The organism is Enterobacter sp. JBIWA008, assembly GCF_019968765.1.
In the GTDB taxonomy this organism is placed as follows: domain Bacteria; phylum Pseudomonadota; class Gammaproteobacteria; order Enterobacterales; family Enterobacteriaceae; genus Enterobacter.
Genome location: NZ_CP074149.1, coordinates 4645324 through 4671574, shown reverse-complemented (window position 1 = coordinate 4671574; position 26251 = coordinate 4645324). Strand labels below are relative to the sequence as shown.

Here is a 26251-nt window from a genome sequence, read left to right as displayed (position 1 = left end):
TGCTGCGAAAACGGTTCAGCAAACGAATAAATGTGGGCAATTTACGAAATTTAATTCACATTGCGTCAGATAAGAGATGCTTATGAAAATGTGCAGGGGAAAGGGAGTAAACACTATAAAGGGTAACTTCGGTTGCCATTGTGCTTTTATCTCCGGCCTTTTATACGCAAAAAAAAGCGGACCACGGGGTCCGCAAAAGTTCACGTTGGCTTTAGTTGTTCGAGTTTTGAGAGAAACTCGCTGACGATGCGGGGACGTCAAGGGTCAAACACGTGCCGCCTCGTCTATGTGGTGTATTATTCAACAGAATGCTTGATAGGGATAATCGTTCGTTGCTATGCTATCTATCGCCATGAACTATCGTGGCGACGGAGGATGAATAATGAATATTCGTGATCTTGAATACCTGGTAGCGTTAGCCGAGCATCGTCACTTTCGCCGCGCGGCAGATTCCTGCCACGTCAGCCAGCCCACGCTGAGCGGGCAGATCCGCAAGCTGGAAGACGAGCTGGGCGTGATGCTGCTGGAGCGCACCAGTCGTAAGGTTCTGTTCACACAGGCAGGTCTTCTGCTGGTGGATCAGGCGCGCACCGTGCTGCGCGAGGTCAAAGTGCTCAAGGAAATGGCAAGCCAGCAGGGGGAAGCCATGTCCGGCCCGCTGCATATTGGCCTGATCCCAACCGTTGGCCCGTACCTGCTGCCGCAAATTATCCCGATGTTGCACCAGACCTTCCCTAAACTCGAAATGTATCTACATGAAGCGCAAACCCATCAGCTGCTGGCACAGCTGGACAGCGGCAAGCTCGACTGCGCTATTCTGGCACTGGTAAAAGAGAGTGAAGCCTTTATTGAAGTGCCACTTTTCGATGAGCCAATGATGCTGGCGATCTATGAAGATCACCCGTGGGCGAACCGCGATCGCGTGCCGATGGCCGATCTGGCCGGTGAAAAGCTGCTGATGCTGGAAGATGGCCACTGTCTGCGCGACCAGGCTATGGGCTTCTGCTTCGAAGCGGGTGCTGACGAAGATACCCATTTCCGGGCAACCAGTCTGGAAACGTTGCGTAATATGGTGGCGGCGGGAAGCGGTATTACGCTGCTGCCTGCGCTGGCTGTGCCGCACGAGCGTAAACGTGATGGCGTAGTCTATCTGCCGTGCATTAAGCCAGAGCCGCGTCGCACTATCGGCCTGGTGTATCGTCCGGGTTCACCGCTGCGCAGCCGCTATGAGCAGCTGGCAGAGGCCATCCGTGGTTCGATGGATGGCCATTTTGACAGCGCGTTAAAACAGGCGGTTTAAGCCGTTCAGCGCAGCTACCCGATAGGCTTCCGCCATGGTCGGGTAGTTAAAGGTGGTGTTAACGAAGTACTCAATGGTGTTACCACCGCCTTTCTGCTCCATTATCGCCTGGCCGATATGAATGATTTCCGCCGCGCGTTCACCAAAGCAGTGAATGCCGAGGATCTCTTTCGTCTCACGATGGAACAGAATTTTCAGCGTACCTACGCTCATCCCCACGATTTGCGCCCGCGCAAGATGTTTAAACTGCGCACGACCCACCTCGTAAGGCACTTTCATTGAGGTCAGCTGCTGCTCGGTTTTCCCGACTGAACTGATTTCCGGGATGGTATAGATGCCCGTCGGAATATCTTCGATCAGGTGCGCCGTCGCTTCACCTTTTACCAACGCCTGTGCGGCAATTCGTCCCTGGTCGTAAGCGGCTGAGGCCAAGCTTGGGTAACCAATCACGTCGCCGACCGCGTAAACGTGCGGCAGGGCGGTCTGATACATGCTGTTAACCTTCAGCTGACCACGACTGTCGGTCTCAAGCCCGATATTTTCCAGCTGCAGGGAATCAGTGTTGCCGGTACGGCCGTTGGCGTATAGCAGGCAGTCTGCTTTCAGCTTCTTACCGGACTTCAGGTGCATGATCACCCCGTCGTCACAGCCTTCGATTTTCTCGTACTCTTCGTTGTGGCGAATCACCACGCCGCTGTTCCAGAAGTGATAGGAGAGGGAGTCCGACATCTCCTGATCGAGGAACGCCAGCAGGCGGTCACGGGTGTTGATCAGGTCAACTTTGACGTCCATTCCGCGGAAGATCGACGCATATTCGCAACCAATCACCCCTGCGCCATAGATAATGACGTGGCGGGGTTCATGGTGCAGGCTCAGAATCGAGTCGCTGTCGTAGACGCGCGGGTGCGAGAAGTCCACGTCGGCGGGATGGTACGGGCGTGAGCCGCAGGCAATCACAAACTTTTCAGCCGTGATGGTTTCAACCGAACCGTCGTGGCATTCGAGTGCCAGGGTGTGTTCATCCACAAAATGCGCGTTGCCCTGCAAAATTTCACAGTGGTTACGCTCATAAAATCCCTGGCGCATGCGTGTCTGCTGGTTAATAACGGTATCCGCGTGATTCAGGATGTCAGCAAAGGATGAACGAAGAAGTCGGGAGTGGTCGCTGTAAAGAGGGTTCTGGTTAAATTCGATAATGCGGCTAACGGCGTGGCGGAGGGCTTTCGAAGGGATGGTGCCCCAGTGGGTACAACCGCCGCCGACATTATGGTAGCGCTCGATGACCGCTACTCTGGCTCCCTGTTTCACCAGACCCATAGCAGCACCTTCGCCGCCGGGGCCGGAACCAATAACTATTGCGTCGTAATCGTAGGAATGTGGCATGGTAAGGCTTACCTGTTCTTATACATAAAAGCAACAGAATCATAACATCATTGGCAGAGTAACCCAATTATCGTTGTGCTTTTTTCCGGCAGTGGAGCACAAACCGCACGTAAACAATCATTCACAAAGCCAGGCAAACAGATTAATTTTATTCTCTGGTATAGTGCCAGCAGGCCTTTGGAAGGATTCAACTATAGTGATGGGCGTAAGAGCACAACAAAAAGAGAAAACCCGGCGTTCGCTGGTGGAAGCCGCATTCAGTCAACTGAGTGCTGAGCGGAGTTTTGCCAGTTTGAGCCTGCGAGAAGTCGCACGCGAGGCCGGAATTGCGCCAACGTCCTTCTATCGTCATTTCCGTGATGTGGATGAACTGGGCCTGACCATGGTCGACGAGAGCGGTCTGATGCTGCGCCAGCTGATGCGACAGGCGCGCCAGCGTATCGCCAAAGGGGGCAGCGTGATCCGCACCTCCGTGTCCACCTTTATGGAATTTATTGGTAATAACCCCAACGCGTTTCGCCTGCTTCTGCGCGAGCGTTCGGGCACATCGGCAGCGTTTCGTGCCGCCGTCGCGCGTGAAATTCAGCATTTCATCGCGGAACTTGCCGACTATCTTGAACTCGAAAACCATATGCCGCGTGCGTTTACTGAAGCACAGGCTGAGGCGATGGTGACGATTGTTTTCAGCGCGGGTGCCGAAGCGCTGGATGTCAGCATTGAACAACGCAAGCAGCTCGAAGAGCGACTGGTATTGCAGCTCAGGATGATCTCCAAAGGCGCGTACTACTGGTATCGCCGTGAACAAGAGAAACTGGCACATCAAACCGAAGAGTGAAGGTGAGTAATGAAACAGTCAGGTCAGGATAAAGGGACGCTGTTGCTGGCATTGATCGCTGGCTTATCCATTAATGGTACGTTTGCCGCTATTTTTAGCTCAATCGTTCCATTTTCGATTTTCCCGCTTATTGCGCTGGTGCTGACGGTTTACTGCCTGCATCAACGTTACCTGAACCGCACTATGCCTGTGGGGTTACCGGGGCTGGCCGCTGCCTGCTTTATTCTGGGCGTATTGCTGTATAGCACGGTGGTTCGCGCGGAATATCCGGATATCGGCTCTAACTTCTTCCCTGCGGTACTGTCTGTGGCGCTGGTGTTCTGGATTGGCTCGCGCATGCGTAGCCGTAAGAGCCAGTTGCCGGAGTAAAGAGTTTTGTGATGGTAGGCCGGATAAGCGAAGCGCCATCCGGCTTTTTTGGCAGGTGGCGCTTCGCTTACCTGCCCTGCAAGCCCCACATTATTTCACCGTGAGCAGTACGCCGCACTCCATATGGTGCGTATACGGGAACTGATCGAACAGCGCCAGACGTTCAACCCTGTGCGTCTGGCCTAATGTTTCGAGGTTCTTGCACAGCGTCTCCGGGTTACAGGAGATGTACAAAATGCGCGGGTACGCCTGCACCATCTTCTCGGTTTCGCTGTCCAGGCCACTGCGCGGCGGGTCGACAAAAATTGTCTCACACTGGTAGCTCTTGAGATCGATCCCTTCCAGGCGGTTAAACTGGCGTACGCCGTTCATGGCCTGCGTGAACTCTTCTGCGGCCATACGAATGATCTGCACGTTGTCGATATGGTTAGCGGCGATGTTGTACTGCGCGGCAGCCACCGACGGCTTGGCGATTTCCGTTGCCAGGACGCGATCGAAGTTACGCGCCAGCGCCAGCGAGAAGTTGCCGTTACCGCAGTAGAGCTCAAGCAGATCGCCCGTTGACCCTTCCGTCGCCTTCAGCGCCCACTCCAGCATCTGCACGTTCATCGCGGCATTCGGCTGTGTGAAGCTGTTCTCGACCTGACGGTAAACCATCTCTTTACCTGCCACCGGCAGGCGTTCGTCGATGTAGTCCTGATCCAGCATGATTTTGGTTTTTGTCGCGCGGCCAATCAGGTGAACGTTGATGTTCTGCGCACGCAGCGCATCGCGCAGCGCTTCTGCCTGCTCGCGCCACTCGTCGTTAAGCGCTTTGTGGTACAGCAGAGAGACAATTGCCTGATTGCTCCGGGTGGTCAGGTAGTCAATCTGGAACAGCTTGTTACGCAGTACCGGATTGTTGCGCACGCCGTCCATTATCAGCGTCATCAATTGGTTAATGAGTTCGCTCGCCGCCGGAAAGCTGTCCACGCGAATACGGGACTTCGTCTGCTGATCGAAAATGATGTGGTACAGGTCGTCGCCGTCGTGCCAGATGCGGAACTCGGCGCGCATGCGGTAGTGGCTGACAGGGGAGCGGAACACCTCGGGAACGGGCGCGTTGAAAGGCGTCATCATACTTTGCAGGCGGGCGACTTTCTCTGCCAGCTGCGCGTCGTACTGTTCTGTCGGGAGGTGTTCTGGGGTCATGATGCGTCCTGAGTGATAAAGAATTACGCGGGGATTGTAGGCATTGTTCAGGGGATGTCCAGATTTAATGGGCAATAGCTGTCTGGACATCCATACGTGTCTAATTGTAGCATTCTGTTTCCGGTCTCCTGAGAGTGAAAAGGGAATCCAGTGTAAATCTGGAGCTGACGCGCAGCGGTAAAGACTGGCGGGATGAGCGTTGTAGACACTGTGAAAAATGGGAAGTCTTCATCCTTATATAGCCACCTAGCCCGAAGACCTGCCGGGATCACGTCGCATTTGGTTTCATCATCGCGTGCTATCGATGAGGCCTGCGGCATCCTTCTTATATTGTGGATGCTTTAACAATGATTAAAAAAGTATCGCTGTTGACGGCGTTGTCCGTCACGGCATTTTCGGGCTGGGCGCAGGATAGCGCCGACTCGTTGGTGGTGACGGCAAATCGTTTTGAACAACCTGAAAAAACTATTCTGGCAGCAAACACGGTTGTTACGCGTGCCGATATTGACCGTTGGCAATCAACCACGGTCCTGGATGTTATGCGTCGCCTGCCCGGCGTGGATACGGCGCAAAGTGGTGGGATGGGGCAACTCTCTTCTCTCTTTATTCGTGGCACCAACTCCAGCCACGTCCTGATTCTTGTTGATGGGATCCGCCTTAACCAGGCGGGCGTCACGGGGTCATCCGATCTCAGCCAGTTCCCGATCTCCCTGGTGCAGCGTATCGAATATGTTCGTGGACCGCGTTCGGCGGTGTACGGCTCGGACGCTATCGGCGGAGTCGTAAACATTATTACCACTCGCGCGAAGGACGGTACCACGCTGAATGCAGGTGTAGGGTCGCATGGTTACCAGAATTATGGCGGTAGTACCCAGCAAACATTGGGCGACAGCACGCGCGTCACGCTTGCGGGTGATTACACCTATACCAAAGGGTTTGATGTGGTTGCGGACGGCAATAATGGCGGCCTTGCCCAGACCGATCGCGACGGCTTTATGAATAAAACGCTCTATGGTGCACTGGATCACGCATTCTCGGAGCAGTGGAGCGGATTTGTTCGCGGCTTTGGCTACAGCAACCGCACTGCCTACGACGGCTATTACAGCTCATTTACCCCTGATGTACTGGTCGATACCCGCCAGCTCTATAGTCAGACCTGGGATGCAGGATTGCGCTTCAACGATGACATCTTCCATTCCCAGCTGCTCACCAGCTATAGCCACAGCAAGGACTATAACTACGACCCCAATTTAGGCCGCTACGATTCGACAGCCACACTGGATGAAATCAAACAGTACAACGTCCAGTGGCTCAACTCCGTTGATGTTGGCCATGGAAACATTGGCGCGGGCGTTGACTGGCAGAAGCAGAGCACCGAGCCGGGTACAAACTACGTGACCAACGGCTACGATCTGCGTAACACCGGCGTTTACCTGACCGGGTTGCAGCAGTTTGGTGACTTCACCCTGGAAGGGGCGGTTCGCAGCGATGATAACTCTCAGTTCGGTCGCCATGGCACCTGGCAAAGTAGTGCGGCCTGGGAGTTCGTGGAGGGTTACCGCTTCGTTGCTTCTTATGGAACGGCCTATAAAGCGCCGAATCTGGGTCAACTCTATGGTTTCTATGGCAATGACCATCTTGATCCAGAAGAGAGCAAGCAGTGGGAAGGTGCGTTTGAAGGCCTGACGGCGGGCGTGAGCTGGCGCGTATCCGGCTACCGTAATGACGTTGATAATCTCATCGACTTCAATAATAACCTCCAGCAATATTACAACGTTGGTAAAGCACGCATTAAAGGCGTGGAAGCGACAGCATCGTTTGATACGGGCCGGTTGACGCATACTGTTGGTTACGACTATGTGGATGCTCGCAATGCCGCAACCAACGAACTTCTGGACCGTCGTGCTAAGCAGCAGGTGAAATATCAGCTCGACACCCAGATCTATGATTTCGACTGGAGCCTGACTTATCACTATCTCGGTACGCGTTACGACACTGACTTTGGCACTTATCCGTCTGAGAAAGTAAAAATGGGCGGTGTCAGTCTGTGGGATGTGGCAGTTTCGTATCCGGTCACCTCACATCTCACAGTTCGTGGTAAAATAGCCAACCTGTTCGATAAAGATTACGAGACAGTTTATGGCTACCAAACTGCAGGACGGGAATACACCTTGTCTGGCAGCTACACCTTCTAATCCGCGTCCCACCGTGCTGGTGTTTGATTCCGGCGTCGGTGGGCTTTCGGTCTATGATGAGATTCGGCATCTCCTGCCGGATCTCCATTACATCTACGCTTTCGATAACGTCGCTTTCCCGTATGGGGAAAAGAGCGAAGATTTTATTGTTGAGCGTGTGGTTGAAATCGTCACCGCGGTACAAAAGCGCTATCCCCTTGCGTTGGCAGTTATCGCCTGTAATACGGCGAGCACCGTTTCTCTTCCCGCCCTGCGTGAAAAATTCCAGTTCCCGGTTGTGGGCGTTGTTCCTGCTATAAAACCTGCCGCGCGCCTGACGGCGAACGGTATTGTGGGTTTGCTGGCAACGCGAGGCACGGTAAAGCGTCCTTATACCCGCGAACTGATCGACCGTTTTGCCAACGAATGTCAGATTGCGATGCTGGGTTCGGCTGAGCTGGTGGAGATGGCGGAAGCGAAGCTGCATGGCAAGTCGGTATCACTCGACGAGCTGCGTCGTATTCTTCGTCCGTGGCTAAGGATGCCCGAACCCCCGGATACCGTTGTGCTGGGCTGTACCCACTTCCCACTATTGCAGGAAGAGTTATTAGAGGTGCTGCCGGAGGGGACGCGGCTGGTGGATTCCGGCGCGGCTATCGCTCGTCGTACGGTCTGGTTGCTGGAGCATGAAGCTCCGGATGCGAAATCTACCGATGCGAATATCGCGTTTTGTATGGCCATCACGAAAGAGACTGAGCAACTTTTACCCGTTTTACGCCGTTATGGCTTTGAAACGCTCGAAAAACTGGCGCTATAGCACGGTTTTGAGCAAAAAAGAGACGGTTGAAAGTTTTTTTTAAAACAGGGGTTGTCAACGTCTGAGAACTCCCTATAATGCGCCTCCACTGACACGGAACAACGGCTTACAGGCCGCCGGGTTAGCGGGGTTCAGAGATGAACGCCAGCAGAGAAAAGCAAAAATAATCGCTTGACTCTGAATGAGGAAAACGTAATATACGGGACCTCGCAACGGTGAGCGAAAGCCGCGTTGCACTGCTCTTTAACAATTTATCAGACAATCTGTGTGGGCACTCAAAGTGACATGGATTCTTAACGTCGCAAGACGAAAAATGAATACCAAGTCTCTGAGTGAACATACGTAATTCATTACGAAGTTTAATTCACGAGCATCAAACTTAAATTGAAGAGTTTGATCATGGCTCAGATTGAACGCTGGCGGCAGGCCTAACACATGCAAGTCGAGCGGTAGCACAGGAGAGCTTGCTCTCCGGGTGACGAGCGGCGGACGGGTGAGTAATGTCTGGGAAACTGCCTGATGGAGGGGGATAACTACTGGAAACGGTAGCTAATACCGCATAACGTCGCAAGACCAAAGAGGGGGACCTTCGGGCCTCTTGCCATCAGATGTGCCCAGATGGGATTAGCTAGTAGGTGGGGTAACGGCTCACCTAGGCGACGATCCCTAGCTGGTCTGAGAGGATGACCAGCCACACTGGAACTGAGACACGGTCCAGACTCCTACGGGAGGCAGCAGTGGGGAATATTGCACAATGGGCGCAAGCCTGATGCAGCCATGCCGCGTGTATGAAGAAGGCCTTCGGGTTGTAAAGTACTTTCAGCGGGGAGGAAGGTGTTGAGGTTAATAACCTCAGCAATTGACGTTACCCGCAGAAGAAGCACCGGCTAACTCCGTGCCAGCAGCCGCGGTAATACGGAGGGTGCAAGCGTTAATCGGAATTACTGGGCGTAAAGCGCACGCAGGCGGTCTGTCAAGTCGGATGTGAAATCCCCGGGCTCAACCTGGGAACTGCATTCGAAACTGGCAGGCTAGAGTCTTGTAGAGGGGGGTAGAATTCCAGGTGTAGCGGTGAAATGCGTAGAGATCTGGAGGAATACCGGTGGCGAAGGCGGCCCCCTGGACAAAGACTGACGCTCAGGTGCGAAAGCGTGGGGAGCAAACAGGATTAGATACCCTGGTAGTCCACGCCGTAAACGATGTCGACTTGGAGGTTGTGCCCTTGAGGCGTGGCTTCCGGAGCTAACGCGTTAAGTCGACCGCCTGGGGAGTACGGCCGCAAGGTTAAAACTCAAATGAATTGACGGGGGCCCGCACAAGCGGTGGAGCATGTGGTTTAATTCGATGCAACGCGAAGAACCTTACCTACTCTTGACATCCAGAGAACTTTCCAGAGATGGATTGGTGCCTTCGGGAACTCTGAGACAGGTGCTGCATGGCTGTCGTCAGCTCGTGTTGTGAAATGTTGGGTTAAGTCCCGCAACGAGCGCAACCCTTATCCTTTGTTGCCAGCGGTTAGGCCGGGAACTCAAAGGAGACTGCCAGTGATAAACTGGAGGAAGGTGGGGATGACGTCAAGTCATCATGGCCCTTACGAGTAGGGCTACACACGTGCTACAATGGCGCATACAAAGAGAAGCGACCTCGCGAGAGCAAGCGGACCTCATAAAGTGCGTCGTAGTCCGGATTGGAGTCTGCAACTCGACTCCATGAAGTCGGAATCGCTAGTAATCGTAGATCAGAATGCTACGGTGAATACGTTCCCGGGCCTTGTACACACCGCCCGTCACACCATGGGAGTGGGTTGCAAAAGAAGTAGGTAGCTTAACCTTCGGGAGGGCGCTTACCACTTTGTGATTCATGACTGGGGTGAAGTCGTAACAAGGTAACCGTAGGGGAACCTGCGGTTGGATCACCTCCTTACCTTAAAGAACCTGCCTTTGTAGTGCTCACACAGATTGTCTGATGAAAAACAGCAGTAAAAATCTCTGCAGGCTTGTAGCTCAGGTGGTTAGAGCGCACCCCTGATAAGGGTGAGGTCGGTGGTTCAAGTCCACTCAGGCCTACCAAACTCCTTTTAAAGGATGAGCGGTACAGAGATTATAAACGATGGGGCTATAGCTCAGCTGGGAGAGCGCCTGCTTTGCACGCAGGAGGTCTGCGGTTCGATCCCGCATAGCTCCACCATCTTTTACTGCAAACACAAGAAAACTTCAGAGTGAACCTGAAAAGGTGCACTGCGAAGTTTTGCTCTTTAAAAATCTGGATCAAGCTGAAAATTGAAACGACACACATGTTATGTGTGTTCGAGTCTCTCAAATTTTCGCAAGTCGATGATGAATCGAAAGAAACATCTTCGGGTTGTGAGGTTAAGCGACTAAGCGTACACGGTGGATGCCCTGGCAGTCAGAGGCGATGAAGGACGTGCTAATCTGCGAAAAGCGCCGGCGAGGTGATATGAACCTTTGACCCGGCGATGTCCGAATGGGGAAACCCAGTGCAATTCGTTGCACTATCGTTAACTGAATACATAGGTTAACGAGGCGAACCGGGGGAACTGAAACATCTAAGTACCCCGAGGAAAAGAAATCAACCGAGATTCCCCCAGTAGCGGCGAGCGAACGGGGAGCAGCCCAGAGTCTGAATCAGCTTGTGTGTTAGTGGAAGCGTCTGGAAAGTCGCACGGTACAGGGTGACAGTCCCGTACACGAAAGCACACAGGTTGTGAACTCGAAGAGTAGGGCGGGACACGTGGTATCCTGTCTGAATATGGGGGGACCATCCTCCAAGGCTAAATACTCCTGACTGACCGATAGTGAACCAGTACCGTGAGGGAAAGGCGAAAAGAACCCCGGCGAGGGGAGTGAAAAAGAACCTGAAACCGTGTACGTACAAGCAGTGGGAGCACCTTTGTGGTGTGACTGCGTACCTTTTGTATAATGGGTCAGCGACTTATATTCTGTAGCAAGGTTAACCGTATAGGGGAGCCGAAGGGAAACCGAGTCTTAACTGGGCGTTAAGTTGCAGGGTATAGACCCGAAACCCGGTGATCTAGCCATGGGCAGGTTGAAGGTTGGGTAACACTAACTGGAGGACCGAACCGACTAATGTTGAAAAATTAGCGGATGACTTGTGGCTGGGGGTGAAAGGCCAATCAAACCGGGAGATAGCTGGTTCTCCCCGAAAGCTATTTAGGTAGCGCCTCGTGAACTCATCTTCGGGGGTAGAGCACTGTTTCGGCTAGGGGGCCATCCCGGCTTACCAACCCGATGCAAACTACGAATACCGAAGAATGTTATCACGGGAGACACACGGCGGGTGCTAACGTCCGTCGTGAAGAGGGAAACAACCCAGACCGCCAGCTAAGGTCCCAAAGTCATGGTTAAGTGGGAAACGATGTGGGAAGGCACAGACAGCCAGGATGTTGGCTTAGAAGCAGCCATCATTTAAAGAAAGCGTAATAGCTCACTGGTCGAGTCGGCCTGCGCGGAAGATGTAACGGGGCTAAACCATGCACCGAAGCTGCGGCAGCGACGCTTATGCGTTGTTGGGTAGGGGAGCGTTCTGTAAGCCGTTGAAGGTGTGCTGTGAGGCATGCTGGAGGTATCAGAAGTGCGAATGCTGACATAAGTAACGATAAAGCGGGTGAAAAGCCCGCTCGCCGGAAGACCAAGGGTTCCTGTCCAACGTTAATCGGGGCAGGGTGAGTCGACCCCTAAGGCGAGGCCGAAAGGCGTAGTCGATGGGAAACAGGTTAATATTCCTGTACTTGGTGTTACTGCGAAGGGGGGACGGAGAAGGCTATGTTAGCCGGGCGACGGTTGTCCCGGTTTAAGCATGTAGGCGGAACGATTAGGTAAATCCGGTCGTTTATTAACGCTGAGGTGTGATGACGAGGCACTACGGTGCTGAAGTAACAAATGCCCTGCTTCCAGGAAAAGCCTCTAAGCATCAGGTAACACGAAATCGTACCCCAAACCGACACAGGTGGTCAGGTAGAGAATACCAAGGCGCTTGAGAGAACTCGGGTGAAGGAACTAGGCAAAATGGTGCCGTAACTTCGGGAGAAGGCACGCTGATATGTAGGTGAAGCCCCTGCGGGTGGAGCTGAAATCAGTCGAAGATACCAGCTGGCTGCAACTGTTTATTAAAAACACAGCACTGTGCAAACACGAAAGTGGACGTATACGGTGTGACGCCTGCCCGGTGCCGGAAGGTTAATTGATGGGGTTAGCGGCAACGCGAAGCTCTTGATCGAAGCCCCGGTAAACGGCGGCCGTAACTATAACGGTCCTAAGGTAGCGAAATTCCTTGTCGGGTAAGTTCCGACCTGCACGAATGGCGTAATGATGGCCAGGCTGTCTCCACCCGAGACTCAGTGAAATTGAACTCGCTGTGAAGATGCAGTGTACCCGCGGCAAGACGGAAAGACCCCGTGAACCTTTACTATAGCTTGACACTGAACACTGGTCCTTGATGTGTAGGATAGGTGGGAGGCTTTGAAGCGTGGACGCCAGTCTGCGTGGAGCCATCCTTGAAATACCACCCTTTAATGGCTGGTGTTCTAACGTAGACCCGTGATCCGGGTTGCGGACAGTGTCTGGTGGGTAGTTTGACTGGGGCGGTCTCCTCCCAAAGAGTAACGGAGGAGCACGAAGGTTAGCTAATCCTGGTCGGACATCAGGAGGTTAGTGCAATGGCATAAGCTAGCTTGACTGCGAGAGTGACGGCTCGAGCAGGTGCGAAAGCAGGTCATAGTGATCCGGTGGTTCTGAATGGAAGGGCCATCGCTCAACGGATAAAAGGTACTCCGGGGATAACAGGCTGATACCGCCCAAGAGTTCATATCGACGGCGGTGTTTGGCACCTCGATGTCGGCTCATCACATCCTGGGGCTGAAGTAGGTCCCAAGGGTATGGCTGTTCGCCATTTAAAGTGGTACGCGAGCTGGGTTTAGAACGTCGTGAGACAGTTCGGTCCCTATCTGCCGTGGGCGCTGGAGAATTGAGGGGGGCTGCTCCTAGTACGAGAGGACCGGAGTGGACGCATCACTGGTGTTCGGGTTGTCATGCCAATGGCACTGCCCGGTAGCTAAATGCGGAAAAGATAAGTGCTGAAAGCATCTAAGCACGAAACTTGCCCCGAGATGAGTTCTCCCTGACTCCCTGAGAGTCCTGAAGGAACGTTGAAGACTACGACGTTGATAGGTCGGGTGTGTAAGCGCAGCGATGCGTTGAGCTAACCGATACTAATGAACCGTGAGGCTTAACCTTACAACGCCGAAGGTGTTTTGGCGGTGAGAGAGACAGGATTTTCAGCCTGATACAGATTAACAGAATTTGCCTGGCGGCTTTAGCGCGGTGGTCCCACCTGACCCCATGCCGAACTCAGAAGTGAAACGCCGTAGCGCCGATGGTAGTGTGGGGTCTCCCCATGCGAGAGTAGGGAACTGCCAGGCATCAAATTAAGTAGTAAGCCGGTGCATGAATCCGGTGGTTACAAGCAGTCTTCGGTGGAGCGGTAGTTCAGTCGGTTAGAATACCTGCCTGTCACGCAGGGGGTCGCGGGTTCGAGTCCCGTCCGTTCCGCCACTTATTAAGACATTAAGCCTGCCTAATTGGCAGGCTTAATGGCAAAAAACTTTAGGGGCGTAGCTCAGTTGGTAGAGCACCGGTCTCCAAAACCGGGTGTCGCGAGTTCGAGTCTCTCCGCCCCTGCCATATATAATCCTTTGCTTCGGCAAAGGATTTTTTTTGCCTGAAACACTGCAGAAAACTCTCTTCTGAATTTTCAGCCAGCATCTCTGCTGGCTGATGCATTAATCCATTACATTGATTTTCAAAAGATCTTTTATCTGCGATTGCTTATCACTGTTTTGCAGCCAAATCGCATAGAGCGGCCTGGTAAGCGTGGTGGAATCCATCACGGTGTGCAGCCCCGCTTTAGTGTCTGCCCAGCGAACAGGTAACCAGGTACAACCTTTCAGCAGGGAAAGCTGCTGACAGGCTATCTCTGCCGAGCTGGTCGTTAACTGCGGAACATCATCAGGTGCAATCAGCCCCGCCTCATGCTGCTGAAAATCCGGCCCCCATTCCAGACGTAAATAGGTCAGGTCTGCCTTCATCATCGAAGGTTCAGACGCATAAAGTGCCAGGCCAAACTGGCCCACAATCTGGCTGCTAAATTCGTCCATCTTGGGTGCTTCGGTGGTGATCAGAAGATCAAGCTGGCGCTCATGAAGTTGCTTAACCAGCGACTGCCGTTGCGCAATCCTGGCTTCAAATTGCAGGTGGCCATGTGAATGATACAGCCGGGTAAGCCACTGACTTAGCATGCATTCCCACAGAGAAGCGCTGGCCCCTATCGAGAACTCATTATGCCTCGAAGTATGTGCCACCTCTTTACGTGCCGCCTGCCAGGTATTCATGAGCGTTTCTGCGTACGGCAGCAGTTTCTCACCGGCAGGCGTTAAGCGAATATTGTTGCGATGGCGGGTAAAAAGATTCACACCCAGTTGATTTTCCAGCTGTCGAATACGAAAACTGACTGCTGACTGCGTCAGGTAAAGGGCTTCAGCTGCTCGCCCAAAGTGGCGTGTTCTGCTCACTTCAAGGAAAGTTTTAAGCAATTCCGTATCCACATCTTTCTCCGCAAAATTATTTGTCGTTATGATTTAAATGTTTTGTTTTACACTCTGTCAAGCGTAACTAATACTCCGCGCCATAAATAGCTCGGCCAAAGAATTAGGAGCGTGTAGGATGGCGGAAAGCTTTACGACGACTAATCGTTTTTTCGACAATAAACATTATCCGCGCGGGTTCTCTCGTCACGGCGATTTCACCATCAAAGAAGCTCAACTACTTGAGCGCCATGGTTATGCCTTTAACGAGCTGGATCTGGGTAAGCGTGAGCCTGCTACCGAAGATGAAAAACAGTTTGTTTCTGTTTGTCGTGGTGAGCGTGAGCCGGAGTCTGAAGCGGAACGTGTATGGATCAAGTACATGGCTCGCATTAAGCGTCCAAAGCGCTTCCATACGCTGTCTGGCGGCAAGCCGCAGATGGAAGGTGCAGAAGACTACACCGAGTCTGATGACTAAAATAAAGAGAAGGGGCTAAGGCCCCTTTTTTTATGCCAGCAATTTCTGCAAATGCAGCAGCAAACGATCGATAGCGCGGTAGCTCAGCGCCTCCTGCAAATGTTTCCTCTCGATGTCAGTGCACCCTTCCACGTCAGCAATGGTTCTGGCCACCTTCAACAAACGCTGCCACGCGCGTATGGATAGCCCAAACCGCGTCAACGTCTCTTCCAGCCATCCCGCATCCTCAACGTTAAGAGAACAAAATTGCCGGATCCCGGCATTATCCAGCCGTGCATTCAGCCTGTTCTGACGAGCGTACTGCCGCGTCTGGGCGGCAATCACCCGCTCGCGTACATCTGCTGAGCTTTCACCCGTTATGCCCGTTTGCCTGAGTAGACCCGGTGGGGGAAGGGGGATTTCGAGGGATAAATCGAAACGGTCGAGGAACGGGCCGGATAACTTACCCAGATAGCGCAACGTCTGCTCTGGCGTACAGCGGTTATGGTTGCCCTGGTAGTGCCCCGTCGGGCTGGGATTCATCGCCGCGATTAACTGAAACTGCGCGGGATAGCTTATTTTGGCTCGCGTACGTGAGATATGTATCTCACCGGATTCAATAGGCTCCCTCAGTGCATCCAGCACGCGGCGCTCAAACTCCGGCAGCTCATCAAGAAACAGAATGCCATTGTGTGCCAGCGAGATCTCACCCGGCCCGGGAATAGACCCGCCGCCGACCATTGCCGTCAGTGAAGCGCTATGATGCGGAGAACGAAAAGGACGGCGGCGCCACTGTTTTTGCAATGACGTCGAACTGATAAGGCTATATATGGCGGCGCTTTCCAGCGCTTCATGATTATTGAGCGGTGGAAGTAACCCACTCAACCTGCTTGCCAGCATTGTTTTGCCCGTACCCGGCGGACCCATTAACAGAAGATTGTGTCCACCTGCAGCCGTAATCTCCAGTGCCCGTTTCCCTTGCTCCTGTCCCACAATCTCGCTGAGATCCTCTGGTGCATCCGCTATAACATCATCATATTCCTCCGGCTCGGATAGTTCATGTCGCCCTTCCAGCCAGGCACAAACTTCCTGTAAATGCCCGGCGATGAGACACCCCTTCTCGGCGATAAGACTCACTTCTGATGCGTTTTCATTGGCGACAATGATTTGTCGCCCTGCTCGTATGGCTTCCAGCGCTCCCGATATAGCACCGGGAACGCCTCTTAGCGCGCCTGTGAGCGCGAGTTCGCCAATGAACTCATACGAGGCTAGCCGTGTCGTATTAAGCTGCTCAGAAGCCGCGAGAAGGGCGATTGCGATAGGTAAATCGTATCGTCCCCCCTCTTTAGGCAGATCGGCGGGCGCAAGGTTGATGGTGATCTTCTTCGCGGGGAAGGTATAACCGCTATTTATTATTGCGCTGCGAACGCGATCCCTGGCCTCTTTAACCGTCGTTTCAGGTAATCCGACAAGCGTGAGTCCGGGGAGCCCATTACTCAAATGAACCTCGACGGAAATAAGCGGTGCCTTTACCCCGAGAGCCGCACGCGTATAAACAACTGACAGTGACATTTGCACTACCTCCTGGTGTGACTATGCCAGCACCAGTTTTGTCTTTTTAGCGTCATTTTGCGAATTTACGCTGCTTATTCAGAGATTTTAAGCGCGCACTGAAACCATTGCATAACCCTGGAATCCTCCTCGCAGAATGTAAAAAGCCTCGTTTTGACGGTCAGAATCGCAGTAAAAAAATGAAAAACATTCATTTTCTAATTTCCGTATATAAAACAACGGCTTTAAGAAATATGATTCGCTGCCTAATCAAATCCGTCATAAATAAATCTTGTGTTTGATTTAAAAACTGTGATAACTCTTTAGGTATTCCTTCGAACAAGATGCAAAAAGAACTGAAAATGACAGCCCTTCTACGAGTGATTAGCCTGGTCGTGATTAGCGTGGTGGTGATTATTATCCCACCGTGCGGGGCTGCACTTGGACGAGGAAAGGCTTAAAAATCAAGCCTTAACGAACTAAGACCCCCGCACCGAAAGGTCCGGGGGTTTTTTTATGACTAAAAAATGTAAATGAGGAGCAGATAATGACGACTAGCACAAAATTCTGTTTCTCCCGATTTATGACGGGGAACTAACTATGAATGGGGCACAGTGGGTAGTACATGCGTTGCGCGCGCAGGGAGTCGAAACAGTATTCGGTTATCCGGGTGGCGCAATTATGCCGATTTACGATGCACTGTATGACGGCGGCGTGGAACATCTCTTGTGCCGACACGAGCAGGGCGCAGCGATGGCAGCCATTGGCTATGCCCGAGCGACAGGTAAAACCGGCGTGTGTATGGCGACTTCAGGCCCGGGCGCAACTAACCTCATCACCGGTCTGGCTGACGCGCTGCTGGATTCCGTTCCCGTTGTTGCCATCACCGGACAGGTGGCGACTCCGTTCATCGGTACAGATGCTTTCCAGGAAGTCGACGTCCTCGGTTTATCGCTGGCCTGCACCAAACACAGCTTCCTCGTCCAGTCTCTGGAAGAGCTGCCGCGCGTAATGGCAGAAGCGTTCGAAGTGGCAAACTCTGGTCGTCCCGGTCCGGTTCTGGTGGATATCCCGAAAGATATCCAGGTGGCACTCGGCGATCTGGAACCGCACTTTTCCACCGTTGAAAGCGATGATGCGTTTCCGGAAGCGGAAGTTGAAGAGGCCCGTCAGATGCTGGCGCAGGCGCAACAGCCGATGCTTTACGTTGGCGGTGGCGTCGGCATGGCGCAGGCCGTTCCCGCCCTGCGTGAATTTATCGCAACAACGCGGATGCCAGCGACCTGCACGCTGAAAGGGTTGGGTGCGGTAGATGCAGACTACCCGTACTATCTGGGCATGCTGGGGATGCACGGCACCAAAGCGGCAAACCTGGCGGTGCAGGAGTGCGATCTGCTCATCGCCGTAGGTGCCCGTTTTGATGACCGCGTCACCGGGAAGCTGAATACCTTTGCGCCGAACGCCAAAGTCATTCATATGGATATCGATCCGGCGGAGATGAACAAGCTGCGTCAGGCGCACGTGGCGCTGCAGGGCGATCTCAACGCGCTGTTACCGGCGCTGCAGCAGCCGCTGGATATCAACCCATGGCGTCAGCACGCCGCAGACATGCGTGCCGAGCACGCCTGGCGTTACGACCACCCCGGCGAGGCCATCTACGCGCCGCTGCTGTTGAAGCAGTTGTCCGACCGTAAACCGGCTGATAGCGTCGTCACCACCGACGTAGGCCAGCACCAGATGTGGTCCGCGCAGCACATGACCTACACCCGCCCGGAAAATTTCATCACCTCCAGCGGGTTAGGGACGATGGGCTTCGGTCTGCCAGCAGCCGTTGGCGCGCAGGTTGCTCGCCCGAACGATACCGTTATCTGTATCTCCGGTGACGGCTCCTTCATGATGAACGTTCAGGAGCTCGGCACCGTTAAGCGTAAGCAGTTGCCGCTGAAAATCGTCTTGCTCGACAACCAGCGTTTAGGGATGGTTCGCCAGTGGCAACAGCTCTTCTTCCAGGAGCGTTACAGCGAAACGACGCTCACCGATAACCCCGATTTCCTCACCCTGGCCAGCGCCTTTGGCATCCCTGGACAGCACATCACCCGTAAAGATCAGGTTGAAGCGGCGCTCGACACCATGCTGAACAGCGATGGGCCTTACCTGCTTCATGTCTCAATCGACGAACTCGAGAACGTCTGGCCGTTGGTACCGCCTGGTGCCAGTAACTCACAAATGATGGAGAAATTATCATGATGCAGCATCAGGTCGCCGTACAGGCTCGCTTCAACCCGGAAACCTTAGAACGCGTTTTGCGCGTGGTGCGTCATCGTGGTTTTCAGATTTGCTCTATGAATATGGAGACGGCCACCGACGCGCAGAACATCAGTATCGAATTAACCGTTGCCAGCCCGCGGTCGGTCGACTTACTGTTTAGTCAATTATCAAAGCTGGTAGACGTTGCCCATGTTGCCATCTGCCAGAGCACAACCACATCACAACAAATCCGCGCTTAAGCGTGACAGGACGAGAATATGACGACAAAAAAAGCTGATTACATTTGGTTCAACGGTGAGATGGTTCGCTGGGAGGATGCGAAGGTTCACGTGATGTCCCACGCGCTGCACTACGGTACCTCCGTATTTGAAGGCATCCGTTGCTACGACTCTCACAAAGGACCAGTGGTGTTCCGCCATCGCGAACATATGCAGCGTCTGCATGACTCAGCCAAAATTTATCGTTTCCCGGTTTCCCAGAGCGTCGACGAGCTGATGGAAGCCTGCCGCGACGTGATCCGCAAGAACAACCTGACCAGCGCGTATATCCGTCCGCTGGTGTTCGTGGGCGACGTCGGCATGGGCGTGAATCCGCCAGCCGGATACAACACCGATGTGATCATTGCCGCGTTCCCGTGGGGTGCTTACCTGGGTGCAGAAGCCCTGGAGCAGGGGATCGACGCAATGGTTTCTTCCTGGAACCGCGTGGCGCCAAACACCATCCCGACCGCCGCGAAAGCGGGCGGTAACTATCTTTCTTCACTGCTGGTCGGCAGCGAAGCGCGCCGTCACGGCTATCAGGAAGGTATTGCGCTGGATGTGAACGGCTACATCTCCGAAGGCGCAGGCGAAAACCTGTTTGAAGTAAAAGACGGCATTCTGTTTACGCCGCCGTTCACCTCGTCTGCGCTGCCGGGCATTACCCGCGACGCCATCATCAAGCTGGCGAAAGACCTGGGTATCGAAGTGCGCGAGCAGGTGCTGTCCCGCGAATCCCTGTATCTGGCGGATGAAGTGTTTATGTCCGGTACGGCGGCTGAAATCACGCCGGTACGCAGCGTGGACGGTATCCAGGTGGGCGAAGGCCGCTGCGGTCCGGTCACCAAACGTATTCAGCAAGCGTTCTTTGGCCTCTTCACCGGCGAAACAGAAGATAAATACGGCTGGTTGGATCAGGTTAATCACTAAGCATAAATTTGGGACGGCACGCACCGTCCCATTAATAGTCAGACGGGAGTAAATAAAGCATGCCTAAGTATCGTTCAGCCACCACCACCCACGGCCGTAATATGGCGGGTGCCCGCGCTCTGTGGCGCGCCACCGGAATGACCGACGCCGATTTCGGCAAGCCGATTATCGCCGTGGTGAACTCCTTCACCCAGTTCGTACCGGGCCACGTGCACCTGCGCGATCTCGGCAAGCTGGTTGCCGAGCAAATCGAAGCCTCCGGCGGCGTGGCGAAAGAGTTCAACACCATTGCGGTGGATGACGGTATCGCGATGGGGCACGGGGGCATGCTCTATTCACTGCCGTCGCGCGAGCTGATCGCTGACTCGGTTGAGTACATGGTTAACGCCCACTGCGCCGATGCGATGGTTTGTATCTCCAACTGCGACAAAATCACCCCGGGGATGCTGATGGCCTCCCTGCGCCTGAACATTCCGGTGATCTTCGTCTCCGGTGGTCCAATGGAAGCGGGGAAAACCAAGCTCTCCGACAAAATCATCAAGCTCGACCTGGTCGATGCGATGATCCAGGGCGCGGACCCGAAAGTCTCTGACGAGCAGAGTGACCAGGTGGAACGCTCCGCGTGTCCGACCTGCGGCTCCTGTTCCGGAATGTTCACCGCCAACTCCATGAACTGCCTGACTGAAGCGCTGGGTCTTTCTCAGCCGGGCAACGGCTCGCTGCTGGCGACCCATGCTGACCGTAAGCAGCTGTTCCTTAACGCCGGTAAGCGCATCGTTGAGCTGACCAAACGCTACTACGAGCAGGACGACGCCAGCGCGCTGCCGCGCAACATCGCCAGCAAAGCCGCGTTCGAGAACGCCATGACCCTGGATATCGCGATGGGCGGTTCCACCAACACCGTTCTGCACCTGCTGGCTGCTGCGCAGGAAGCCGAAATCGACTTCACCATGAGCGATATCGACAAGCTCTCCCGCAAAGTGCCGCAGCTGTGTAAGGTTGCGCCGAGTACCCAGAAGTACCATATGGAAGACGTGCACCGTGCCGGTGGCGTCATCGGTATTCTGGGCGAGCTGGATCGCGCCGGTCTGCTGAACCGTGAGGTTAAAAACGTGCTCGGCCTGACGCTGCCGGAGTCGCTGGACCAGTACGACGTGATGCTGACCAAAGACGACGCGGTGAAAAAAATGTTCCGCGCCGGTCCCGCCGGTATTCGCACCACGCAGGCGTTTTCGCAGGATTGCCGCTGGGATACCCTGGACGATGACCGCGCCGAAGGCTGCATCCGCTCGCTGGAACATGCCTACAGCAAAGACGGCGGTCTGGCCGTGCTGTATGGTAACTTCGCGGAAAACGGCTGCATCGTGAAAACCGCAGGCGTGGACGACAGCATCCTGAAATTCACCGGTCCGGCGAAAGTGTACGAAAGCCAGGATGAAGCGGTAGACGCGATCCTCGGCGGCAAAGTGGTGGAAGGCGACGTGGTTGTCATTCGCTACGAAGGGCCGAAAGGCGGCCCGGGCATGCAGGAGATGCTCTATCCAACCACCTTCCTGAAATCCATGGGCCTCGGTAAAGCCTGTGCGCTGATTACCGACGGGCGTTTCTCCGGCGGAACCTCCGGCCTCTCTATCGGCCACGTTTCCCCGGAAGCGGCAAGCGGCGGCAACATCGCCATCATCGAAGACGGCGACCTGATCGAAATCGACATTCCGAATCGCGGCATTCAGCTCAAGCTGAGTGACCAGGAAATTGCGGCCCGTCGTGAAGCGCAGGAAGCCCGCGGCGATAAAGCCTGGACGCCGAAAGACCGCCAGCGTGAAGTTTCCTTCGCCCTGCGCGCTTACGCGAGCCTTGCCACCAGTGCAGATAAAGGCGCGGTGCGCGATAAATCTAAACTTGGGGGCTAATGATGGCCGAGTCACAACCCTTATCCGCCGCCCCCGAGGGGGCGGAATACCTGAGAGCGGTGCTGCGCGCGCCGGTCTATGAAGCCGTGCAGGTCACGCCCCTGCAGAAAATGGAAAAACTATCCTCGCGTCTCGACAACGTTATTCTGGTGAAGCGCGAAGACCGTCAGCCGGTGCACAGCTTTAAGCTGCGCGGCGCCTACGCGATGATGGCCGGACTGACCGACGAGCAGAAAGCGCGCGGCGTCATTACCGCGTCGGCTGGCAACCACGCCCAGGGTGTGGCGTTTTCGTCTGCGCGTCTGGGGCTGAAAGCGTTAATCGTGATGCCGGTTGCCACGGCGGATATCAAAGTCGATGCGGTACGCGGTTTCGGCGGGGAAGTGCTGCTCCACGGGGCTAATTTCGACGAAGCGAAAGCCAAAGCGATTGAGCTGGCGCAGCAGCAGGGTTTTACCTGGGTGCCGCCGTTCGACCACCCGATGGTGATTGCCGGGCAGGGCACGCTGGCGCTGGAACTGCTGCAGCAGGATGCCCACCTCGACCGCGTCTTCGTTCCGGTTGGCGGTGGCGGCCTTGCTGCAGGTGTCGCAGTGCTGATCAAGCAGCTGATGCCGCAGATCAAAGTCATCGCCGTTGAAGCGGAAGATTCTGCCTGCCTGAAAGCGGCGCTGGATGCCGGGCATCCGGTAGACCTTCCGCGCGTCGGGCTGTTTGCCGAAGGCGTGGCGGTGAAGCGCATTGGGGACGAAACCTTCCGCCTGTGCCAGGAGTATCTCGACGATATCATCACGGTTGATAGCGACGCCATCTGCGCGGCGATGAAGGATCTGTTCGAGGATGTGCGTGCGGTGGCGGAACCGTCAGGCGCGCTGGCGCTGGCGGGAATGAAGAAATACATTGCGCAGCACAACATTCGCGGCGAGCGACTGGCGCACGTGCTGTCTGGTGCGAACGTGAACTTCCACGGTCTGCGCTACGTTTCCGAGCGCTGCGAGCTGGGCGAACAGCGGGAAGCGCTGCTGGCGGTGACGATTCCTGAAGAGAAGGGCAGCTTCCTGAAGTTCTGCCAGCTGCTGGGCGGCCGTTCGGTAACGGAATTTAACTACCGTTTTGCCGATGCCAAAGACGCCTGCATTTTTGTCGGCGTGCGTCTGAGCCGCGGCGTGGAGGAGCGCAAAGAGATCCTCAACCTGCTGCATGAGGGCGGCTACAGCGTGGTCGATCTCTCTGACGACGAGATGGCGAAGCTGCACGTGCGCTACATGGTCGGCGGGCGTCCATCGAAGCCGCTCAGGGAACGTCTGTTCAGCTTCGAGTTCCCGGAATCGCCGGGCGCGCTGCTCAAGTTCCTGCACACGCTGGGCACGCACTGGAACATCTCTCTGTTCCACTACCGTAGCCACGGCACCGACTACGGCCGCGTGCTGGCGGCGTTCGAACTGGGCGAGCACGAGCCTGATTTTGAAACGCGGCTCAACGAGCTGGGCTATGAGTGTCACGACGAAACCCATAACCCGGCGTTCCGCTTCTTCCTGGCAGGCTAGTGGTAGAGCTGCGCGTAGGCCGGGTAAGCGTAGCGCCACCCGGCTTCAGTGGTTCGGCAATATCTTCCAGAACGCATCAATAAGCGGCTCATGCAGCCGCTTTTTTTGTGCGCACACGCCAAGCTCAAACGGCGTCTTCTCGTCGCTGCGCTCCAGAATCATCACGCGATTGCGCACCGGTTCGGGGCTGTTTTCCAGCACCACTTCCGGCAGCAGCGCCACGCCACAGCCCAGCGCCACCATCGACACCATCGCCTCATGGCCGCTGACCGTGGCGTAAATCGAAGGATTGCTAATTTTCTGGCGGCGGAACCACAGCTCGATGCGGCGGCGCACCGGCCCCTGATCGGCCATGATAAACGGCACCGTGGACCAGTCCGGTTTTTCCACCGACACCTGGTTACGCACCGGGCAGGGCAGCGCCGGGGCAATCAGTACCACCGCCAGATTCTCCAGCATTGAGAATGCCACCGCCCCCGGCAGGGTTTCGGGTTTCCCGGCAATGGCGAGATCCGCTTCACCCGTGACCACTTTTTCCATTGCGTCGGCGGCGTCGCCGGTGGTGAGTTTAATTTCAACCGACGGATGCGCCGCTCGGAAGCGGTCGAGAATGGGCGGCAGATGGCTATAGGCGGCGGTCACGGAGCAGAAAATATGCAGCTCGCCGGAAAGTGACGGCCCCTGCTGGTCAATCGAGTGCCGCAGCTGCTGGTATTGCAACAGCGTCTGCTGGGCAAAAATACGCAGCTCTTCGCCCGCTTCCGTGAGGGTGACGGTGCGGTTATCGCGCACGAACAGCGGCTGGCCGAGATCTTCCTCAAGGCGCTGGATCTGGCGCGAAAGCGTGGAAGGACTAACGTGCATCGCCCGGGCGCTGCGGCCAAAATGACGGCTTTCCGCCAGGTGCAGGAACATTTTCAGATCGCGTAAATCCACCGATTCCACTCCCTCTTTTTATATTGCAAAAATTGCAACATGACGTTGTGAATATATCAATTTCCGCAATAAATTTCCTGTTGTAATGTGGGTACATTCTCGCTGAAACGCGAACCGAACAATAAGACACACAACATCACGAGGTATCACCCATGGCTAACTACTTTAATACACTGAACTTGCGCCAGCAGCTGGCGCAGCTGGGCAAATGCCGCTTCATGGCGCGCGACGAATTTGCCGATGGCGCGAGCTACCTTCAGGGTAAAAAAGTGGTCATCGTCGGCTGTGGCGCTCAGGGTCTGAACCAGGGCCTGAACATGCGTGATTCCGGTCTGGATATCTCCTATGCCCTGCGTAAAGAAGCGATTGCTGAGAAGCGTGCTTCCTGGCGCAAAGCAACCGAAAACGGCTTCAAAGTGGGTACCTACGAAGAGCTGATCCCGCAGGCGGATCTGGTGGTTAACCTGACGCCGGACAAGCAGCACTCTGACGTAGTGCGTTCCGTACAGCCGCTGATGAAAGACGGCGCCGCGCTGGGTTACTCCCACGGCTTTAACATCGTTGAAGTGGGCGAGCAGATCCGTAAAGACATCACCGTGGTGATGGTGGCACCAAAGTGCCCGGGTACCGAAGTACGTGAAGAGTACAAGCGTGGTTTCGGCGTGCCGACCCTGATCGCGGTACACCCGGAAAACGATCCGAAAGGCGAAGGCATGGCGATTGCCAAAGCATGGGCAGCGGCGACCGGCGGCCACCGTGCGGGCGTGCTGGAATCTTCCTTCGTTGCCGAAGTGAAATCTGACCTGATGGGCGAGCAGACCATCCTGTGCGGCATGCTGCAGGCCGGTTCTCTGCTGTGCTTCGACAAGCTGGTGGAAGAGGGTACCGACCCGGCATACGCGGAAAAACTGATTCAGTTCGGCTGGGAAACCATCACCGAAGCGCTGAAGCAGGGCGGTATTACGCTGATGATGGACCGTCTGTCCAACCCGGCAAAACTGCGTGCTTACGCGCTGTCTGAACAGCTGAAAACCATCATGGCACCGCTGTTCCAGAAACACATGGACGACATCATCTCCGGCGAATTCTCTTCCGGCATGATGGCGGACTGGGCGAATGACGATAAAAACCTGCTGACCTGGCGTGAAGAGACCGGTAAAACCGCGTTCGAAACCGCACCACAGTATGAAGGTAAAATCGGCGAGCAGGAGTACTTTGATAAAGGCGTACTGATGATCGCAATGGTGAAAGCAGGCGTTGAGCTGGCGTTCGAAACCATGGTGGATTCCGGCATCATCGAAGAGTCTGCGTACTACGAATCTCTGCACGAGCTGCCGCTGATCGCGAACACCATCGCCCGTAAGCGTCTGTATGAAATGAACGTGGTTATTTCTGATACCGCAGAATACGGTAACTACCTGTTCTCTTACGCCTGCGTACCGCTGCTGAAAGAGTTTATGACCACTCTGCAGACGGGCGATCTGGGTAAAGCGATTGCGGAAGGTGCCGTGGATAACGCGCAGCTGCGCGATGTGAACGAAGCGATTCGCAGCCACCAGATCGAGAAAGTGGGTCACAAACTGCGCGGCTACATGACCGATATGAAGCGTATCGCGGTAGCGGGTTAACACCTGGTGCGGGCTGATGCCCTCACCCCGGCCCTCTCCCACGGGGAGAGGGTGCAAACATTCAAGGCCTTCTCTTAGA

General features: G+C 54.8%; 19 protein-coding genes, 4 tRNA genes, 3 rRNA genes and 1 riboswitch. Of the genes, 21 read left to right on the top strand and 5 right to left on the bottom strand.

The window, feature by feature from the left end:
- Nucleotides 1-382: 382 nt before the first annotated feature.
- Complete coding sequence (gene oxyR, locus KGP24_RS22670) at nt 383-1300, top strand: DNA-binding transcriptional regulator OxyR (RefSeq protein ID WP_131635652.1); 918 nt, start codon at nt 383-385, stop codon at nt 1298-1300.
- Here oxyR and sthA read toward each other — a convergent pair.
- Complete coding sequence (sthA, locus tag KGP24_RS22665) at nt 1283-2683, bottom strand: Si-specific NAD(P)(+) transhydrogenase (protein ID WP_008501785.1); 1401 nt, start codon at nt 2681-2683, stop codon at nt 1283-1285. The genes oxyR and sthA overlap by 18 nt on opposite strands.
- 196 nt (nt 2684-2879) lie before the next feature.
- Between sthA and fabR the strand changes: the two genes are divergently transcribed.
- Nucleotides 2880-3518 (top strand): HTH-type transcriptional repressor FabR, encoded by a 639-nt coding sequence (gene fabR, locus KGP24_RS22660; protein WP_008501784.1) that lies wholly within the window; start codon nt 2880-2882, stop codon nt 3516-3518.
- A gap of 9 nt (nt 3519-3527) precedes the next feature.
- The gene (locus KGP24_RS22655; RefSeq protein ID WP_008501783.1) at nt 3528-3887 is read left to right on the top strand and encodes a YijD family membrane protein; all 360 of its coding nucleotides are present in this window, start codon (nt 3528-3530) and stop codon (nt 3885-3887) included.
- Between the two features lie 90 nt (nt 3888-3977).
- Here the strand turns inward: KGP24_RS22655 and trmA are convergent, their stop codons facing one another.
- Entirely contained in the window at nt 3978-5078 is a 1101-nt protein-coding gene (trmA, locus tag KGP24_RS22650) for a tRNA (uridine(54)-C5)-methyltransferase TrmA (RefSeq protein WP_223561856.1), read from the bottom strand.
- A gap of 104 nt (nt 5079-5182) precedes the next feature.
- Nucleotides 5183-5360: riboswitch (cobalamin riboswitch) on the top strand.
- Between the two features lie 65 nt (nt 5361-5425).
- Between trmA and btuB the strand changes: the two genes are divergently transcribed.
- The 9 genes from btuB (at nt 5426) to KGP24_RS22605 (ending at nt 13789) form a co-directional block, all read left to right on the top strand.
- The gene (gene btuB / locus KGP24_RS22645; protein ID WP_223561855.1) at nt 5426-7273 is read left to right on the top strand and encodes a TonB-dependent vitamin B12 receptor BtuB; all 1848 of its coding nucleotides are present in this window, start codon (nt 5426-5428) and stop codon (nt 7271-7273) included.
- Nucleotides 7218-8069 carry a glutamate racemase gene (gene murI / locus KGP24_RS22640; protein WP_223561854.1) on the top strand — a complete coding sequence of 284 codons (852 nt, stop codon included), beginning with the start codon at nt 7218-7220 and terminating at the stop codon, nt 8067-8069. The genes btuB and murI overlap by 56 nt, the downstream gene beginning before the upstream one ends.
- A gap of 381 nt (nt 8070-8450) precedes the next feature.
- Nucleotides 8451-9992: ribosomal RNA gene (locus KGP24_RS22635) — 16S ribosomal RNA — on the top strand.
- Between the two features lie 69 nt (nt 9993-10061).
- A tRNA-Ile gene (locus tag KGP24_RS22630) sits at nt 10062-10138 on the top strand.
- Nucleotides 10139-10180: 42 nt separating this feature from the next.
- Nucleotides 10181-10256, top strand: a tRNA-Ala gene (locus KGP24_RS22625).
- A 180-nt stretch (nt 10257-10436) separates the two neighbouring features.
- Nucleotides 10437-13342, top strand: a 23S ribosomal RNA gene (locus KGP24_RS22620).
- A gap of 69 nt (nt 13343-13411) precedes the next feature.
- Nucleotides 13412-13527, top strand: a 5S ribosomal RNA gene (rrf, locus tag KGP24_RS22615).
- The 16S, 23S and 5S rRNA genes sit together here with 4 tRNA genes alongside, the layout of an rRNA operon.
- Before the next feature lie 56 nt (nt 13528-13583).
- Nucleotides 13584-13660, top strand: a tRNA-Asp gene (locus KGP24_RS22610).
- Nucleotides 13661-13713: 53 nt separating this feature from the next.
- Nucleotides 13714-13789, top strand: a tRNA-Trp gene (locus KGP24_RS22605).
- Nucleotides 13790-13887: 98 nt separating this feature from the next.
- Here KGP24_RS22605 and hdfR read toward each other — a convergent pair.
- Complete coding sequence (gene hdfR / locus KGP24_RS22600; protein WP_223561853.1) at nt 13888-14709, bottom strand: HTH-type transcriptional regulator HdfR; 822 nt, start codon at nt 14707-14709, stop codon at nt 13888-13890.
- Nucleotides 14710-14827: 118 nt separating this feature from the next.
- Between hdfR and KGP24_RS22595 the strand changes: the two genes are divergently transcribed.
- Complete coding sequence (locus KGP24_RS22595; RefSeq protein ID WP_023309658.1) at nt 14828-15166, top strand: DUF413 domain-containing protein; 339 nt, start codon at nt 14828-14830, stop codon at nt 15164-15166.
- Between the two features lie 30 nt (nt 15167-15196).
- Here KGP24_RS22595 and KGP24_RS22590 read toward each other — a convergent pair whose 3' ends face one another.
- A complete protein-coding gene (locus KGP24_RS22590; protein WP_223561852.1) occupies nt 15197-16717 on the bottom strand; it encodes a YifB family Mg chelatase-like AAA ATPase in 1521 nt (506 codons plus the stop codon).
- Nucleotides 16718-17058: 341 nt separating this feature from the next.
- Here KGP24_RS22590 and ilvL point away from each other — a divergent pair, with 341 nt between their 5' ends.
- The 7 genes from ilvL (at nt 17059) to ilvA (ending at nt 23608) form a co-directional block, all read left to right on the top strand.
- Nucleotides 17059-17157 (top strand): ilv operon leader peptide, encoded by a 99-nt coding sequence (gene ilvL, locus KGP24_RS22585; protein WP_001311244.1) that lies wholly within the window; start codon nt 17059-17061, stop codon nt 17155-17157.
- Nucleotides 17158-17243: 86 nt separating this feature from the next.
- Nucleotides 17244-17294, top strand: a complete 51-nt coding sequence (gene ilvX / locus KGP24_RS22580; RefSeq protein WP_166792073.1) for a peptide IlvX — start codon at nt 17244-17246, stop codon at nt 17292-17294.
- Between the two features lie 2 nt (nt 17295-17296).
- Nucleotides 17297-18943 carry an acetolactate synthase 2 catalytic subunit gene (ilvG, locus tag KGP24_RS22575; RefSeq protein WP_223561851.1) on the top strand — a complete coding sequence of 549 codons (1647 nt, stop codon included), beginning with the start codon at nt 17297-17299 and terminating at the stop codon, nt 18941-18943.
- Nucleotides 18940-19203, top strand: a complete 264-nt coding sequence (ilvM, locus tag KGP24_RS22570; protein ID WP_006179206.1) for an acetolactate synthase 2 small subunit — start codon at nt 18940-18942, stop codon at nt 19201-19203. Before ilvG ends, ilvM begins: the two co-directional genes overlap by 4 nt.
- 18 nt (nt 19204-19221) lie before the next feature.
- Nucleotides 19222-20151 carry a branched-chain-amino-acid transaminase gene (gene ilvE, locus KGP24_RS22565; protein ID WP_023326297.1) on the top strand — a complete coding sequence of 310 codons (930 nt, stop codon included), beginning with the start codon at nt 19222-19224 and terminating at the stop codon, nt 20149-20151.
- A gap of 59 nt (nt 20152-20210) precedes the next feature.
- Nucleotides 20211-22061 carry a dihydroxy-acid dehydratase gene (gene ilvD, locus KGP24_RS22560; RefSeq protein WP_213823072.1) on the top strand — a complete coding sequence of 617 codons (1851 nt, stop codon included), beginning with the start codon at nt 20211-20213 and terminating at the stop codon, nt 22059-22061.
- Nucleotides 22062-22063: 2 nt separating this feature from the next.
- Nucleotides 22064-23608, top strand: a complete 1545-nt coding sequence (gene ilvA, locus KGP24_RS22555) for a threonine ammonia-lyase, biosynthetic (RefSeq protein ID WP_134348982.1) — start codon at nt 22064-22066, stop codon at nt 23606-23608.
- Nucleotides 23609-23653: 45 nt separating this feature from the next.
- Here ilvA and ilvY read toward each other — a convergent pair whose 3' ends face one another.
- Nucleotides 23654-24544: an HTH-type transcriptional activator IlvY gene (ilvY, locus tag KGP24_RS22550; RefSeq protein ID WP_223561850.1), complete on the bottom strand. Its 891-nt coding sequence runs from the start codon at nt 24542-24544 to the stop codon at nt 23654-23656.
- 152 nt (nt 24545-24696) lie between these two features.
- Between ilvY and ilvC the strand changes: the two genes are divergently transcribed.
- Nucleotides 24697-26172, top strand: a complete 1476-nt coding sequence (gene ilvC / locus KGP24_RS22545) for a ketol-acid reductoisomerase (protein WP_023333828.1) — start codon at nt 24697-24699, stop codon at nt 26170-26172.
- Nucleotides 26173-26251: the final 79 nt, after the last annotated feature.

Excerpts from the sequence above, each read along its gene's own strand:
- oxyR (WP_131635652.1), top strand. The coding sequence starts at position 383 with ATGAATATTCGTGATCTTGAATACCTGGTAGCGTTAGCCGAGCATCGT.
- sthA (WP_008501785.1), bottom strand. The coding sequence starts at position 2,683 with ATGCCACATTCCTACGATTACGACGCAATAGTTATTGGTTCCGGCCCC.
- KGP24_RS22655 (WP_008501783.1), top strand. The coding sequence starts at position 3,528 with ATGAAACAGTCAGGTCAGGATAAAGGGACGCTGTTGCTGGCATTGATC.
- trmA (WP_223561856.1), bottom strand. The coding sequence starts at position 5,078 with ATGACCCCAGAACACCTCCCGACAGAACAGTACGACGCGCAGCTGGCA.
- btuB (WP_223561855.1), top strand. The coding sequence starts at position 5,426 with ATGATTAAAAAAGTATCGCTGTTGACGGCGTTGTCCGTCACGGCATTT.
- murI (WP_223561854.1), top strand. The coding sequence starts at position 7,218 with ATGGCTACCAAACTGCAGGACGGGAATACACCTTGTCTGGCAGCTACA.
- KGP24_RS22595 (WP_023309658.1), top strand. The coding sequence starts at position 14,828 with ATGGCGGAAAGCTTTACGACGACTAATCGTTTTTTCGACAATAAACAT.
- KGP24_RS22590 (WP_223561852.1), bottom strand. The coding sequence starts at position 16,717 with ATGTCACTGTCAGTTGTTTATACGCGTGCGGCTCTCGGGGTAAAGGCA.
- ilvL (WP_001311244.1), top strand. The coding sequence starts at position 17,059 with ATGACAGCCCTTCTACGAGTGATTAGCCTGGTCGTGATTAGCGTGGTG.
- ilvG (WP_223561851.1), top strand. The coding sequence starts at position 17,297 with ATGAATGGGGCACAGTGGGTAGTACATGCGTTGCGCGCGCAGGGAGTC.
- ilvM (WP_006179206.1), top strand. The coding sequence starts at position 18,940 with ATGATGCAGCATCAGGTCGCCGTACAGGCTCGCTTCAACCCGGAAACC.
- ilvE (WP_023326297.1), top strand. The coding sequence starts at position 19,222 with ATGACGACAAAAAAAGCTGATTACATTTGGTTCAACGGTGAGATGGTT.
- ilvD (WP_213823072.1), top strand. The coding sequence starts at position 20,211 with ATGCCTAAGTATCGTTCAGCCACCACCACCCACGGCCGTAATATGGCG.
- ilvA (WP_134348982.1), top strand. The coding sequence starts at position 22,064 with ATGGCCGAGTCACAACCCTTATCCGCCGCCCCCGAGGGGGCGGAATAC.
- ilvC (WP_023333828.1), top strand. The coding sequence starts at position 24,697 with ATGGCTAACTACTTTAATACACTGAACTTGCGCCAGCAGCTGGCGCAG.